The organism is Roseobacter sp. GAI101, from assembly GCF_000156335.1.
Lineage (GTDB): Bacteria > Pseudomonadota > Alphaproteobacteria > Rhodobacterales > Rhodobacteraceae > Sulfitobacter.
The window spans coordinates 3,631,347-3,646,254 of record NZ_DS999213.1 but is presented as its reverse complement, the minus strand read 5'-3'; the positions used below and the strand labels follow the sequence as shown (position 1 = coordinate 3,646,254).

The 14,908-nt window shown below is 59.3% G+C and carries 12 protein-coding genes; 4 read left to right on the top strand and 8 right to left on the bottom strand.

Annotated elements, in window-relative coordinates:
• Positions 1-17 precede the first annotated feature (17 nt).
• From RGAI101_RS17295 to RGAI101_RS17285, 3 genes are all read left to right on the top strand, one after another.
• Positions 18-1,061, top strand: a complete 1,044-nt coding sequence (locus tag RGAI101_RS17295) for a UDP-glucuronic acid decarboxylase family protein (RefSeq protein WP_008227637.1) — start codon at positions 18-20, stop codon at positions 1,059-1,061.
• Between the two features lie 74 nt (positions 1,062-1,135).
• Positions 1,136-2,398, top strand: coding sequence for a glycosyltransferase family 4 protein (locus RGAI101_RS17290; RefSeq protein WP_050763228.1), 1,263 nt, complete (start codon positions 1,136-1,138; stop codon positions 2,396-2,398).
• The gene (locus RGAI101_RS17285) at positions 2,395-3,843 is read left to right on the top strand and encodes a lipopolysaccharide biosynthesis protein (RefSeq protein ID WP_008224952.1); all 1,449 of its coding nucleotides are present in this window, start codon (positions 2,395-2,397) and stop codon (positions 3,841-3,843) included. The genes RGAI101_RS17290 and RGAI101_RS17285 overlap by 4 nt, the downstream gene beginning before the upstream one ends.
• Before the next feature lie 10 nt (positions 3,844-3,853).
• On the opposite strand, the gene RGAI101_RS17280 is transcribed toward RGAI101_RS17285, so the two are convergent.
• The gene (locus tag RGAI101_RS17280) at positions 3,854-4,615 is read right to left on the bottom strand and encodes a response regulator transcription factor (RefSeq protein WP_254655287.1); all 762 of its coding nucleotides are present in this window, start codon (positions 4,613-4,615) and stop codon (positions 3,854-3,856) included.
• Positions 4,616-5,064: 449 nt separating this feature from the next.
• Between RGAI101_RS17280 and RGAI101_RS17275 the strand changes: the two genes are divergently transcribed.
• Positions 5,065-5,700 carry a DapH/DapD/GlmU-related protein gene (locus tag RGAI101_RS17275; protein WP_037228653.1) on the top strand — a complete coding sequence of 212 codons (636 nt, stop codon included), beginning with the start codon at positions 5,065-5,067 and terminating at the stop codon, positions 5,698-5,700.
• Positions 5,701-5,707: 7 nt separating this feature from the next.
• On the opposite strand, the gene RGAI101_RS17270 is transcribed toward RGAI101_RS17275, so the two are convergent.
• From RGAI101_RS17270 to RGAI101_RS17240, 7 genes are all read right to left on the bottom strand, one after another.
• A complete protein-coding gene (locus tag RGAI101_RS17270; protein ID WP_008225652.1) occupies positions 5,708-6,886 on the bottom strand; it encodes a DegT/DnrJ/EryC1/StrS family aminotransferase in 1,179 nt (392 codons plus the stop codon).
• Positions 6,883-7,884 carry an NAD-dependent epimerase/dehydratase family protein gene (locus tag RGAI101_RS17265; protein WP_008228130.1) on the bottom strand — a complete coding sequence of 334 codons (1,002 nt, stop codon included), beginning with the start codon at positions 7,882-7,884 and terminating at the stop codon, positions 6,883-6,885. The genes RGAI101_RS17270 and RGAI101_RS17265 overlap by 4 nt, the downstream gene beginning before the upstream one ends.
• Positions 7,881-9,017: a DegT/DnrJ/EryC1/StrS family aminotransferase gene (locus RGAI101_RS17260; protein ID WP_008227810.1), complete on the bottom strand. Its 1,137-nt coding sequence runs from the start codon at positions 9,015-9,017 to the stop codon at positions 7,881-7,883. The genes RGAI101_RS17265 and RGAI101_RS17260 overlap by 4 nt, the downstream gene beginning before the upstream one ends.
• The gene (locus RGAI101_RS17255) at positions 9,014-10,033 is read right to left on the bottom strand and encodes a Gfo/Idh/MocA family protein (RefSeq protein WP_008228959.1); all 1,020 of its coding nucleotides are present in this window, start codon (positions 10,031-10,033) and stop codon (positions 9,014-9,016) included. Before RGAI101_RS17255 ends, RGAI101_RS17260 begins: the two co-directional genes overlap by 4 nt.
• Complete coding sequence (locus RGAI101_RS17250; protein WP_008227060.1) at positions 10,030-10,557, bottom strand: acyltransferase; 528 nt, start codon at positions 10,555-10,557, stop codon at positions 10,030-10,032. Before RGAI101_RS17250 ends, RGAI101_RS17255 begins: the two co-directional genes overlap by 4 nt.
• A gap of 226 nt (positions 10,558-10,783) precedes the next feature.
• Positions 10,784-13,642: a DUF4082 domain-containing protein gene (locus RGAI101_RS21320; RefSeq protein ID WP_008226315.1), complete on the bottom strand. Its 2,859-nt coding sequence runs from the start codon at positions 13,640-13,642 to the stop codon at positions 10,784-10,786.
• Between the two features lie 415 nt (positions 13,643-14,057).
• A complete protein-coding gene (locus RGAI101_RS17240) occupies positions 14,058-14,894 on the bottom strand; it encodes a WecB/TagA/CpsF family glycosyltransferase (RefSeq protein WP_008225804.1) in 837 nt (278 codons plus the stop codon).
• Between the last annotated feature and the right edge of the window lie 14 nt (positions 14,895-14,908).

The following is a 14,908-nucleotide window of genomic DNA, read 5'->3' as shown; positions in this document are numbered from 1 at the left end:
TTAAGAAAGGAACAGCAATGTCTTCAACCATCAAAAGAACACTGGTCACCGGAGGGTCGGGTTTTCTCGGCTCGTACCTTTGCGAAAGCCTGCTCGCTGACGGGCACGAGGTGCTCTGCGCCGATAACTTCCAGACCGGATCGCGTCAGAACATCCAGCATTTGCAGGATAATCCCCGCTTTGAACTTTTGCGCCATGACGTGACGATCCCGCTTTATGTCGAGGTCGACGAGATCTGGAACCTCGCCTGTCCGGCATCGCCCGTTCATTACCAGAACGATCCCGTGCGCACGGTGAAGACAAATGTGATGGGGGCCATCAACATGCTGGGGCTTGCCCGGCGCAACAAGGCAAAGATCTTTCAGTCGTCCACCAGCGAGGTCTACGGCGATCCCTTCGTGCACCCCCAACCGGAGAGCTACTGGGGCAACGTCAACCCGATCGGCCCGCGCGCCTGCTATGATGAAGGTAAACGCTGTGCCGAAACGTTGTTCTTTGACTACCAGCGCCAGTACCAAATCGATATTCGCGTCGCCCGCATCTTCAACACCTATGGACCAAGGATGAGCCAGGACGACGGGCGCGTGGTGTCGAATTTCATCGTACAGGCCCTGAAAGGAGAGCAGATCACGCTGTTCGGGGACGGGCTGCAAACGCGGTCGTTCTGTTATGTCGATGACCTGATCGCCGGTTTCCGCGCCCTGATGGACGCCCCTGACGACGTGCCGATGCCGGTCAACCTTGGCAATCCCGGTGAATTCACCATCCGCGAATTGGCGGAACTGGTGATCGACCTGACGGGCGCGCAGTCCTCGATGGTGTTCCGGCCGCTGCCCCAGGATGATCCGACACAGCGCAAACCTGACATTTCGCGGGCCAAGGACCACCTGAATTGGGAACCCAAAATCGCCCTGCGCGAGGGGCTTCAGGCGACGATTGCCTATTTCGATGACCTGCTGACACGTGACATCGACCTCGGCAGCGCCAGTGCCAGTGCCAAGGCCATTCCCTGGACCCGCCGCCAAAGGGCAAACGGCGTCGATCACGCGGCTGCGCTGTAAGACCCGCGCAGGGCAGATGTCGGCAGCAGGGTCAGGCGGCAGCGCCGGGCCCCGTCAGGAAAGAAAGGTAACATATGAAACTGCTTGTTTTTGCGCACCGCCTTGAACTTGGCGGGACGCAGACCAACGCGATTGAACTTGCTGCGGCGCTGCGCGATCGACACGGGTTCGAAATTGTATTTCACGCCACACCCGGACCGATGGACACGGTCTTGAAGGAAAAGGGGTTGTCGTTGTTGCCGGCACCGGACGCCCGGTACCACCCGTCCTATTCCCGGATGCGGACGCTGCGCGAAATCATCCGGGACGAAAAACCCGATCTGATCCATGCCTGGGATTGGTGGCAGGGGCTGGAGGCCTATCTTGGGGCCTATCTTCCGCTCAAGGTGCCCTTGCTGATCAGCGACATGATGATGACCCTCACACGCGTTCTGCCAAAGGGGGTGCCCACCACCTTCGGCTTTCGGGGCCTGCAGGAAGAGGCATCGCGCAAAGGCTGGGAAAAAGCGCTGCTGCTGCCGCCACCGGTCGATGTTGAATTCAATGCGCCGGGCTTGCCTTTCGAAGAGACCGCGCGGGCCCAGTTGGGGTTGGAACCGCATCATGTGGCGCTTGTCACCGTGTCACGTCTTTCGCATGTGATGAAATCGGAAAATATTTTTCAAACCATCGAAGCGATCCGCCGCATCGGACGCGATGTGCCGATCCAGTTCTTGATCGTCGGTGATGGCGCAGCCCGCCCCGAGATTGAACGCCAGGCCCAGGCCGCCAATACCGCGCTTGGGCGCAAGGCAATCCTCCTGACCGGCGCGCTTGCCGATCCGCGCCCCGCCTATGCCGCAGCCGATATCGTGCTTGGCATGGGGGGATCGGCCTTGCGCGGCATGGCCTTTGGCAAGCCGGTCATTGTCGCCGGAGAGAAAGGGTTTGCGCGCCCGTTCTGCCCACAATCTGTCGTTACATTCGAGACCACCGGTTTCTACGGCATCGGACGCGGCGACGGAGAGACCTATCATCTTGAAAACATGATCCGCGGCCTCGCGCGGGATTCTCTCTTGCGCGGTGCCATCGGAGCTTTCGGACAGGACTATGTGACCAAAAACCACGCCCTTGAAAAGCTGAGCGGCGATCTGGCGGATTACTGCGAAGAGGCTGCGACCGCGCCGCCGGGCCTGCGGGTTGCCGATGTCACACGGTCGTCCTTCTATTATCTGCGCGACCGACGGTTCAAGACAGCCTCGCGGGACCGGAATGATGACCCGGCGGGGCATGGCGTAAGCGGGGAAACGCGATCCACCGCCGCCCCCTCGGCCCCGGAAACAAAGGAATTTTCATGATCCGCCGGTCCTTCGCGTTCGCCATCTCAGACAGGGCGATCAGCACGGTTGTGGCGTTTCTGTCCATGGCCGTTATCTCCCGCATCCTCACCCCAGCAGAAATCGGTGTTTTCCTTGTTGCCAGTTCGCTGGTCTTTCTCATCGAAGCCTTTCGCGACTTCGGCGTTGCCGCCTGTATCGTGCAGGAAAGGGACCTGACCCAAAAATTCGTCCAGACCGCTTTCACCATCATGACACTGCTGTCGCTGGTGCTTGGAGGGATGATTTTCCTTGCCGCCGGCTGGATCGCCGCCTTCTTTGACGAACCTGAAATGACGTTGATGATCCGCATCGCCTGTCTGGCCTTCATCGCGGCCCCGATCAGCAATCCCTTGCTGGCCCTCATGCGGCGCGACATGGCGTTCGGGGCCGTGGCATGGACCAACATACTGTCCACGATCGTGAACTCCGGCCTGTCCATTGGCCTCGCGCTGGCAGGGTACGGCGCGTTCAGCCTGATCTGGGGGTCGGTCGGTGCCGCCTTTATCGCCTGCGTCGTGGCCTTGGTGGCACGGCCTGATCTGTGGGTATTCCGGCTGACGCTGGCGGAATGGCGCAGGGTCGTACCCTTCGGTTTCTGGACCACGCTGGTGACGATCCTCGGGATGGTTTTCGAAAGCTTCCCCCGGTTCATTCTGGGGCGGATCCTGGGGTTCACGGCCGTCGGGATATTCTCGCGCGCGCTGTCGCTGTCGCAACTGGTCGAAAAAACCCTGTTGAGCGCCGTTCAGCCGGTGATTATGTCCGATTTCGCCGCGCGGTTCCGGTCGGGTGAACAATTGGCCAAGCGCTATCTGACCGGGCTCGAGCTGGTCGCGACGTTGCAATGGCCTGCGATGGCATGTCTGGCGATACTTGCCGATCCCATCGTGCGCCTTTTGCTCGGGTCACAATGGCTTGAGGTGATCCCGATATTGCAGATTGTCGCAATCGCGGGCATGGCACTGTTTCCCGCGTCGTTGACACTTCCGGTTCTGGTGGCGATGGGACAGATCCGGGACATGGCCATCGTCAGCCTGATCCTTTTCGTCATATCGACTTCGATCATCTACGGGGCCAGCCAGATCAGCCTGATCGCCGTCGCCTGGAGCCTGCTGCTGGTGAATCCGATACAGGCCATCGGAATGATGCTGGCGGTCCATCGCCACGTCCCGCTGAAAGGCGCGGATGTCGCGCGGATGCTTTGGAAATGCCTTGTCATCACACTCGCCTCTACCCTGGTTCCTCTTTTAACTGTCTTTGTCCAAGGCCCTGAACTTGGCGTTGTCGGATCCTGCGTTGCAGTGGCGGGTGCGGCAGTCGGCTGGTTGATGGGTCTGGTCCTGATGTCCAGCCCGATCGTCGCCGAAATTTCGCGCGCCTGGTCCTTTCGGCCCATGAGAGCCAAAAGGTCCAAGGCGCTATGATGCATCCGTTTCACGCATCGTTCAGGTTTTTCTCGAGCTCGGGATCACCATTGGCCAGTTGGTTCAGCTTATAGGCGGCCTGGGTCCGGTTCGTCGCGGAAAGTTTGCGCATGATGTTGCGGATGTGGACCTTGACCGTGCTTTCACAGACCCCAAGATCGTAGGCGATGATCTTGTTGGCATCGCCGCGCTGCAACGCGCGGGCAACATCAAGCTGCCTTTCGGTAAAGAAGCGTTCCAGACCGGGGTTCTGCGGTGCCGTGACCGGCATTTCAGCCCGAAGCGCTTCCAGACTGGCGCGCGGGATCACGACGCATTTTGCAAAATCCGCGCTGATGGCTTCCAGCAATTCATCAAGCCCGGCATTTGCCGGAATGAAGCCTGCCGCGCCACATTCAATGGCTTCGAACACAGACATCGTGTCATTGCTATGCGATGTCACGATCACGCGCCGTGTGCCTGCATCCGAGATGAATTTCCGAAGCTCGGCCTTGACCGCATTGTCGGAAATCTGATTGTCACCAAGGCTGTAGAGCAAAATCTCCTGGCTTGTGTCACAGTCGGGGGCGTCGTCCCATTCCGCTGCTGTCTTGAAGCATCTTATGTCCGCTTCGGGAAAGACACGTCGCAGCAAATTGCCAAGCACGTCCAGTTCGAACGGTAATTCGCAGACGATACTGATAATGCCAGGCACGTGGCTGTTGGTGCGCGCACTGGTGGACCGTGGCACGTTTATCGCGAGCGGTTGGCTCATCTTAGAAATCTTAGTCATTTTCTCTCAACCCTTTTCAATATATGAATGGGGTTTGGAACGATCGACTTACGAGCATGGAATATGGCAAAGGCCTAAACCCTTGGCGTCCATTTCCAAAAGGCTGTCAGCCCTTGCTCAAATGGCGTCATTTGTTCCCCAGTTTATATTTTCGTCCTACTCAAAGACGCCGGAACGTCCCCTCCTCATTCGGCATTTCGCCGTATTACCTCAGCCAAGAGGCGTAGTAGTTGCAGCAATAGTATATGCAGCAACTCGTAGTTGGATAATAAGCGGGCCATCAAACAACCTATCCGATAACTCCATTTACGGAATCAAAGATATCAAACCGGTTAAGTGTGTGATAACATGGTGTTATCTCCATATAGGTTATATGGTGTAATACATTCGCATAAAAATATTGATATTTATCAATCTGACAAAGAAAATGGTAACAGGGCGGTGGCAAAATGGCGCGTTCTTCACTTATCCTAATTGGTATGAGCGGAAATTGTATTGAAGCTTTTATCGCTCTTTCAGACAAATACCGAATTGTCGCAATCCTTGACGACAGTGCGCAATACAAAGGAACATCATTCGAAGGGGTCCCTATCCTGCCGCTTTCCAGCGCCGATGATTTTCCCCATGCGCAATTCCTGCTTTTGATCGGATCGCCAAGCAGCTTTCGCGCCCGTGCGGATATCGTACACCGCCTGGGCCTGCCCTTGGACCGCTTTGTCTGTTTTGAACATCCCTCAGCGTCCGTGTCGCGCTTTGCCCAGCTGGGGTGCGGAACCGTGCTTTATGACGGGGTATTGGTGACGTCCAACGGACAGATCGGCGATCACGTCCTGATCCTGCCGCACAGCATCGTTCACCATGATGTGTCGATCGGGAATTTTTCGCTGATCGGCGCAGGGGTCATCCTCGCGGGCGGCACCCGGATCGGCAACGGCTGCTACATCGGCAGCGGCAGTGCCATCAGCGGCGTGACCGTGGGGGACGGCGCGCTGGTCGGATTGGGGTCTGTCGTGGTGCGCGATGTCCCGGCGGGGGCTGTGGTCGCGGGCAATCCTGCCCGCGTCCTGCCCCAAAGCCCTGCCTGATCAGGGATCAGACAGCCTGCACCAGATTTATCCGGGCGGGCTGACGGGCTGTTTTCAATGCGTCGGAAAAGACGGACAGCACGGTATCGTGTTCCTCATCCGTCATCTGAGCATAAAGCGGCAACAAGACAGAGCGGTCGCGCGCTGCCTCTGACCGCGGCAAGGGAAAGGCCAGCGGCACGTCCCGTTGGGCATCCTCCTGATGCATGTTCATGATACCCCGACGCGACGCCACACCCTGATCCAGCATCGCCTGCATCAACGCCACCTGATCGATACCGTCTTCAAGACGCACGCAGTAGCTTTGCCAGTTGGACCGCGCCCAGACCGGTTCGGCGGGCGGGCGGGCACCGTCCATATCCTGAAGCGCCAGCCGGTAGCGGTTTGCCAGCTCCCTGCGGCGGCGCACGATGTCCGGCAGCCGCTTGAGCTGTTCGCGCCCGATCGCCGCTTGCATGTCGGTCATCCGGTAATTGTAGCCCTGAACCGGGTAGTCTTCGAAAATAACCTGCGCGCTGGCATGTCGGCTGGTGTCCGAAACGGACATGCCGTGCTGCCGCCACAGCCGGAATTTATCATCCAGCACGACGTTGTCGGTCGTCAGCATCCCGCCTTCGCCGGTGGTGATCACCTTGCGCGGATGGAACGAAAAACACACCACGTCGCCCATCGGGCGGCCAATCCTCCGCCACCCCGACCCGAACTGGATTTCCGACCCGACGGCGCAGGCGGCATCTTCGACCACGGCAATCCTCTCGTGGTTTGCCACTTGCATGATGGCACGCATGTCACAGGGCATCCCCATCTGGTGCACCACCAGGATCGCCCGCGTGCGCCTGCTGACCGCCGCAGCCAGTTGGTCGGGATCAACGTTGTAGCCGCCCGCCTCGATATCGACGAAAACCGGCATGCCACCACATTGGCGCACCGTGTTGGCCCCCGCGATAAACGAATGACTGACGGTAATAACCTCGTCCCCCGGCCGTACCCCGACGCCCAGCAGCGCCAGATGCAGGGCCGATGTGCAATTTGATACGGCGCAGGCGTGTTTTGCCCCGGTAAAGGCGGCAAAGTCGGCCTCGAACCCGGCGACTTGCGGTCCTTGCGATACCCAGCCGGAGGCGATGACCTGCTCGGCGGCCTTGGCCTCCAGCAGGCCTAAACAGGGTTTTGCGATGGGGATCATTCTGCGGCCTCTGTCGGGCGTACGGCCCCCTGTTCAGCGCGCCACCAGGAAATGAGATCCGCAAGGCCTTCCTCCAGGCCGATCTCGGTCGAGAAGCCCAGATCTTTTGTCGCTGCCGACACGTCAGCCAGCCGCCGCGGCACGGGGTTTACCGCCCGTTCCGGCGCGTGGCCCGGTTTGATATCGGGGCGGCCCATGCCGGCCGCAAGATGATGCGCAAGCTCAAGCAGCGATGTCTCGGTCCCCGATCCAACGTTGTAGACACGGTCGGTAACAGGCGCTTTGGCCGCAAGGATGTTGGCGCGTGCAACGTCACGGACATGGATCATGTCCATGGTCTGATGCCCGTCCCCAAAGGCCACAGGCTGAAGCCCGGCGGCAAGGCGTTCCATCCAGCGCACCATGACTTCGGTGTATTTGCCATGCAGATCCATGCGTGGTCCGTAGACATTGAAATACCGCAAAGCGACATAATCCAGCCCGTCGGTATCATGCAGGGATCTGAGCAAGCCTTCGCCAAAGGTCTTTGCCGCCCCGTAAAGCGTGCGGTTGGCGTAGGGCGCACCGGTTTCGGGGGTCGGGAACTGGTCGGCCATACCGTAGATGGACGCGGAGGAGGCCATCACCACCTTGCGCACCTTGTGTTCGACGCAGTCGCGCAGGATGTCAAAGGTGGCCTGCACCATGACCTGCATCGCTTCCTCCGGTTCGGCCACGCAATGGGTGATCCTGAGGGCGGCCTGATGAAAGACCACGTCACTGTGCCCGACCAGATCCCGCATCAGGGACCGGTCGCGAATATCCCCTTCGATCAGGTGCAGCCGCGGGTCCTTGCGCAGATCGCCAAGATTTTCGGGACGCCCGCGGACCATGTTGTCCACCACGACGACCTCTTGCACGTCCTCATCCAACAGCAGGCCGGCGATGTGGGATCCGACAAAGCCGCTGCCCCCGGTCACAAGCACCCGCGCATCCTCAAGGGTTTTCTCACCGATCATGATACGGTCTCCATTTCTTCAACTGCATCTTGCGGGGTCTGTGCCGCAAAGGCGTTTACCGCAGATATGACTTGTGCCACCTCGTCCGGCTTCAGTTCGGGAAAGATCGGAAGCGACAGGGTGTGGGTGGCGTAGGATTCAGCGACCGGCAGGCTGCCCGGTCCGTAGCCAAGGTTTGCGTATCCCGGTTGCAGGTGAACGGGCCGCGGATAGTGGATGTTCGTGCCGATGCCAGCCGTGTCGAGCGCCGCGCGCAAGGTGTCACGGTGGGCCGATGTGATGGCATATACGTGAAAGACATGGTCCGCTTGCCCCGCACCGGGCGGCTTTCCGACCAGATCGGTCAAGCTCGCGTCATAGGCCAGCGACACCTGACGCCGCGCCTTGTTCCAATCCTCGAGGTGGGCCAGCTTGATGTCCAGCACCGCGCCCTGCACCGCATCCATACGGTAATTATATCCAAGACAGCTGTGTACCGAACGGCGTTCCTGCCCCCAGTCGCGCAGCATGTGGATGCGCGCGGCAAGCTGCGGATCGTCGGTCGTGACCGCGCCCCCCTCGCCTGCCGCGCCTAGGTTCTTGCCGGGGTAGAAGCTGAAACACCCCATATGTCCGAAACTGCCGGCGCGTTTTCCGTCCCGCTCGGCCCCGTGGGCCTGCGCCGCATCTTCGATGACTGTCAACTGGTTTTCTTCCGCGATGGCGCAAATCGCCGCCATATCCGCCATCCGTCCGTGGAAATGCACGGGAATAATGGCCTTTGTCCGCGCCGTGATCGCGGCGGCGCATTGCGCGGGGTCCATGGTCAGCGTGTCGGGGTCCACATCGACCAGAACGGGCGTGGCCCCGCAGTACAGGATCGCGGCAACGGTCGCGACGAATGTGGTGGGCACCGTGATGACTTCGTCACCCGGGCCGACGTCCGCGGCCAGCAAGGCCAGGTGCAAGGCGGATGTACCGCTGCTGACGGCCAAGGCGTGGCGCGTGCCGCAATAGGCCGCAAAATGCCCCTCGAAACGCTCCACCGTGTCGCCCAGCACATAATGCCCGCTGCGCAGCGTATCGACCACCTTGCTTTCGATATCCTTGCCGATCTTCGCGTACTGACGCTTGAGGTCCAGAAATGGGATCATGACGCTTCCTTCAATGTTACAAGATCTATGGGATGGCCGCGCAACTTGGTGGACTGGCTGGCTGCGGCCAGCATTTCGACAACGCGCAAACCACCGTGGCCATCGGTAAGCGGCACGGTACCGCTTTCGATGCTGCGGACAAATTCCTCGACCTCGGTCAACAACGCCTCTTTAGACGACAAGGCCGGGGCCGACATGTCACCCAGACGGTAGGACACGAGATGTTCGTAAGGTCCGTCACCGCAGGACGCGCCGCGGTCGTAGACCTTGATCTTTTCGCTGGTTTGCATGTCATCGTAGACGACCATCTTGCGGCTGCCGCCCACAAGGGTCTGCCGGATTTTCACCGGGGCCAGCCAGTTGACGTTCAGATGTGCGACCGCGCCCCCGTCGTATTGCACAGTCAGATGTGCCATGTTTTCAGGACTGCCCGACAGAAACCCGTTCGCAGTGGCGGAAATTGCCACCGGATGCTGGTCCAACAGGTGATCCATGATCGCAAGGTCATGCACCGCAAGATCCCAGATGACATTCACATCACGCTGAAAAAGACCAAGGTTCACGCGGGTGGAGTCGTAGTAATAGACATCGCCCAGCTCTCCGGACTGGATCAGCCCCGAGATTTTTTGCACGGCGGGAGTGTAGATAAAGGTGTGATCCACCATCAGGGTCAGGTTACGCCGTGCCGCTTCTTCGACCAGCCGAAGGGATTGCGCGACCGTTTCGGTCATCGGCTTTTCGACAAGCACGTGTTTGCCAGCTTTCAGGGCTGCCATGGCCAGTTCAAAATGCGTATGGACCGGCGTGGCAATGACGACCGCATCCACCGCCGGGTCCCGAAACATCTCGGACGGGTTGGCGACGACGCGGGATGACGGGTACCTGAGCCCAGCGCGATCGCGGGCCTTTTCCGATCCGTCAGCGATCATTTCCACCCGCGACACAACGCTTTCGCTGATGGCACGGGCAAGGTTCGGACCCCAGTAGCCGAAACCGATGATTCCGATGCCGATCATGACATCACCTTGTGCTGTGCATCACCGTGCCGCGCGGCCTTTGCCCCCGCTTTCGCGGTGCCAACAGCGCGGGCGGGAACCCCGATCACGGTCGTGTTTTCAGGAACATCGTGGGTCACGACGGCACCGGCACCAACGACGGCCCCCTTGCCTATGGTCACCCCCGGCAGAATGGTCGCATTCGACCCGATTGCCGCACCGCGACCGACGTGGGTCCGTTCGCAGGTCCAGTCTTGCGCGTCCTTCAAACTGCCATCGGCGTTTGTGCTGGCAGGATGGCGGTCGTTCGTGAACATGACGCCATGGCCGACAAAAACCTCGTCCTCAAGCGTCACCCCTTCACAAAGGAAACTATGCGAAGAAATCTTGCACCTTTCGCCGATGACGCATCCTTCCTGGATTTCGACAAAGGGTCCGATGCGGCTGTCGGCACCGATCTCGCATCCATACAGGTTGACGAGGTCGTGTTGATATATCAGCGCGCCGCGCGCAATAAGGCAATTCTTGACGGTCAAAGCAGTCATCTCCCTTTGTGCTGGTCATGGCATCGTCACACCGGGGCGTGCCAACCTTGAGACTAGGGAGATCGCAGAGTCGCGTAACTTGTCCGAATGGCCGCGCTGCTTATTCAATCGGACGAAAGCGAGAGTGCCTTTAGGCACGCCGCACCCACCCCCGCACCTTAGGAGTACAGGGAATAATGGGGGGCGGCACCGCGACGCCAAAGCATCGCGGTGCCACGGATTTTTTTTAGAAGAAACCGTCTTCGAGCTCGACGCTCATGCCATAGATCGGCGCTGCATCGAAACCGGCGTAGCCTGCATCTTCAAAGATATGGTTCATCTCGCTGTCGCTGGACTGTTCTTCAACAATCGCCAGCATGGCCATATCCTCATCCACCGAAGTGGTCCGCAACGTTGCCGGATCAGCCCCGTTGGTGGTTTGCAGTTCAGTCATGAAGACAAAGGCGTCGTTCACGAACGCTCCGTCAAAGTCGACGGCGGACCCTTTGTGGTTGACCATCCTGCCGGTGGTTCCCGCAAGCGATCCAGCTGAGGCAGAGCCACCGCTTTCAACCGCGATCCAGTCGAACGCATCAGAACTGATCTGCGCTTCCGAGCCTTCCTCGCCGAACAGGCATGTTTCGAACCCGTCCGATGTGACGGACCTGATCCGGTCCACCACGGCGCTGGCATTGCCGTCACTGGACGACTGGCCAAACACCACCGGATCGTGATCAAAAGTGCCCTTGTCGAAAGAAACGGCTTTCCAGCTATCCCCGACAGACGTGCTGCCTGCTGTGATCGTCCGCCCGTCTTCCAACCGGTGTGTCCCGCTTTCGACGGCAAGCCAGCTGATCGATTCCGTGGTGTGCTTCCCGTCAAGGTAGTCCCACTCGTCGATCTGATAGTCAAACCCGTCAGACGTCACATCGCGGACGCGGACAGTATAGGGCTGCGCCCCGTTTCCTGTCATTCCGCCCATCACGACCGAAGGATCGACCAACGGGTTCTCGAAGGTGACCGAGTGCCAAGTGTCGCTGTCAGCCTGGTTCTGCGTCACAACCCCGGCTTCGCCGATGATCGAATTCGCAGCGAGAGGTGGCAAAGCCACTTCGGCATCCACTTGAGCTTCTGCTTCAACCTGGGCTTCGGCTTCCACTTGAACTTGGGTCTCGGCTTCCAACTGGACTTGAGTTTCCGTCTCCGCTTGAACCGGGGCTTCTGCTTCTACACCGGACGCGCCGGTCGTCAGCACAAGGTCGACCCAGTAGTTGCTGGCCAGATAGGTCTGGTCCGGGAAACCGGATTCCGAACCATAGCTGTAGACACCCGCATTCTCTCCGAAGCTGACCGGGCCCTTGTCTTCCGCACCGGTAAAGAAGCCTTGCGAGACCGAATAGCCGCCACTGGTCGTGAAGTAGGACGCGACATAGGTTTCACCAGCGCTCAACTGGACCGGTTCATCAAAGGTCAGCATCTGCCAGCCTTCGCCGCCCGCAGGTTTCACCTGTGCATGGGCCAGAAGCGTGCCGTCAGCACCCCACAGATCGATGGAGTCGAGACCGCTGTTTGCCTCGGTTACGTAAAGCCGCAGACCTTCCAGCGACGCATCCTCGTCTGCCGTGAATTCCAGCCCCAGCGTGACCGGGTTGGTATCCGAAGCAGCGGCCATTTCCGGCGTTGCGTCAGCCCAGATGTTGAAGCTTTCTGTCGCATCGGGGCCTTCCGGCGCAACCGGTTCAACGGTGTCCGTCGGTTCTGTTGGCGCTACCGGGTCAAGGGTGTCGGTCGGTTCTGTGGGCGCAACGGGTTCAACAGTATCCGTCGGTTCCGCAGGTGCCACGGGTTCGACGGTGTCCGTTGGTGGGACAGGATCGGTCGGCTCCGCGGGTGTTGGCGCGGTCGGCGTTGGGGCACCGGTTGAACCGGCTTCGTATGCGCCCATGTCGACGGTACCGATGGCACGCGCCAGACCATCCAGATCTGCACCGGGCAAACCGTAGGCGTTTGATCCGGCATCAATCGCGACTGAACCATCCGACAAGCGGAAGTCGTTCGGTGCATCGGCAAAGCCCGGATCAACACCCAGCAAGTTACCATCTGCGGTGCTTGGCACGTCGTTGTTGCCGTCCGTCCGAACCGAAGCCGTCCCGGTCTGGCCGTTGAAGGTCAGGTTGCTGATCCACACGACATTGTCGTTCGTGTAGTTGCCATAGGACGTGTTATCGATTGCCGTGTTGAGCGAATTGATGCCCGGGTCGGCGACCGCGATGTTGTTGATGAACGTGTTGTTGCTGGATTGCGAATTGCTGATCTCGCCGCGCCAGGTTCCGACGTTCAGATCGTCGTTGTTGTTGTGGTAAGCGGTGTTGTTGCGGACGGTGACACCGTCGCTCCAGACCACCTGGATACCTTTGCCGCCGTTGCCGTAGACAAGGTTGTTTTCCACGAGCGTCGGGAAGTCATAGCTGGGGAAACCGCTGGTCTGGGTGCTTTGGAAGTCATCGATGATGATGCCGTTGCCGTCCGTGTGATCCCCCGTCTTGGTGACGTTGTCATACGAGATGTTGTTGCTGATGATCGTGCGGAATTCATCCGTGGATGTATCGCCGGTGATGTTGCGGTTCTGGTAAACCGAAATACCTGAATACCACCCGTCCGAGGCGTTATCGTAGGTGACGTTGCCGTCGATCTTGATGAAGTCGGATCCGTTGAACTGGATGCCTGACTCTCCGTTGCCGTGGAACACGTTGTTGAGAACCTCAATGTGGTGCACATTGTTGCCTTCAAGACCGTCCCCGGTGGCATTGCTGACGATGAACCCGCTTACGGTGACGTAGTTGGCATCGACGCTGATCGCATTCCAGCTGTTGGATGGCGGCGCGATGGTCACGGTGCCGGGTTCTTCGGCGCGCAGCACCACGTTTCCGGCGGCAGAGCCCCCGTCATTGATGTAGATCGCTTCTTGATAGGTACCGGCGCGAACGACGACTTCGTCTCCGGGTTGCAAGCCTGAGTTGAGCGCCTGCTGGATCGAACCGAACGGTTCTGTCGCACTGCCGCTGGCATTGTTACTGCCGCTTGTCGCGACGTAGTAGATAGTCATTGGGCTGTTGCCTCCGATGGTTACAAACTCCTCGAAACGTTCGAGGACATCGGAAGAAATAACCCAGCCGGGTTGGGTGCTGCTACGGAAGCGCAAGGGGGTTTGTATACCCCGGGGCAGCAAATTGCCTACCTCGCAGGAGAGGTTTTCGGGACCCTGCCAGCAGGTATCTGAAATTTCTGTTTGTTTGCTTGAACTTAAGCTGTATTGACTACTACTTTCGGCGTATCCGCTTAACCTAAAGGATGATGCTACCAGTAAGAGGATCAACCAAAGAGTATAGCCCTTTATTTTTGAAATCATGTTTTATTTCATAGGCTTATCCGGGGTCAGCAAGGTTCGGCACAAAAGGGCGAACTTTCGCCTGAAAGGTCAGCCCCACAGTTCGGCCGGGCGTCTTTGCCGTAATTTTCGCCTATTTCTCCTCCTTGCCAACGAGAATCCCCGGTGCGCCAACCGGTGTCGCGGTTGGAAATTGCCTGAGCCCCGTGCGTTGCAGTGCAAGCAGCGCAAGGTACCCCGGAACGACCCGCAGATACCTGCGCCACAACCGGCGCGGCTCGGATGCGAGCCGGAACAGCCACTCCAGACCCATCGACTGCAAGATGGCCGGGGCCTGCGGTTTTTTACCCGCGTGGAAATCAAAAGCGGCCCCGACGCCGACCAGCATCGGTGCATCAAGCCGGTCCCGCATCCGTGCCATCCAAAGCTCCTGTTTGGGGGCTCCAAGGCCGACCCAGACGATATCGGGTTTGGCGGCATTGATGCGGGCGGCAACGTCGTCGTCCTCCTGCACCGTCAACGCCCGGAATGGGGGCGAATAGGCACCGGCGATTTCAGCGTGGGGAAACCGCGTTCTCAGCCGTGCTTCCAGCCGCGCAAGCGTCGCGGGCGACGCGCCGTATAGGTAGTGGCGCAGCCCGCGTGCAAACATTTCAAGCATCAGATCGGGGCCATAGACACGCCCGGCATCAGGATGACCCTGCCGATGCAGTTCCCAGACCAGCGGCATGCCATCCGGTGTGTTCAGGAATGCCTTGTTATAGGCGGTGCGCAAAGCAGGCGCGGACTGGCTGTCGACAAGCCCGTGCGCACCACACAGGCAAACATACCCCCGCTGCCCCTGACGCACAGCCTCATGCACCCTGTCGGACGCCGACATCAGGTTCAGTGCCGAAACCCGTACGCCCAGCAAATCAATGCACGGACCTGAAGGGGCAAGCCTTTCAGGACTGCTAAACTGATATGTCATCAAAGACCTCCGAT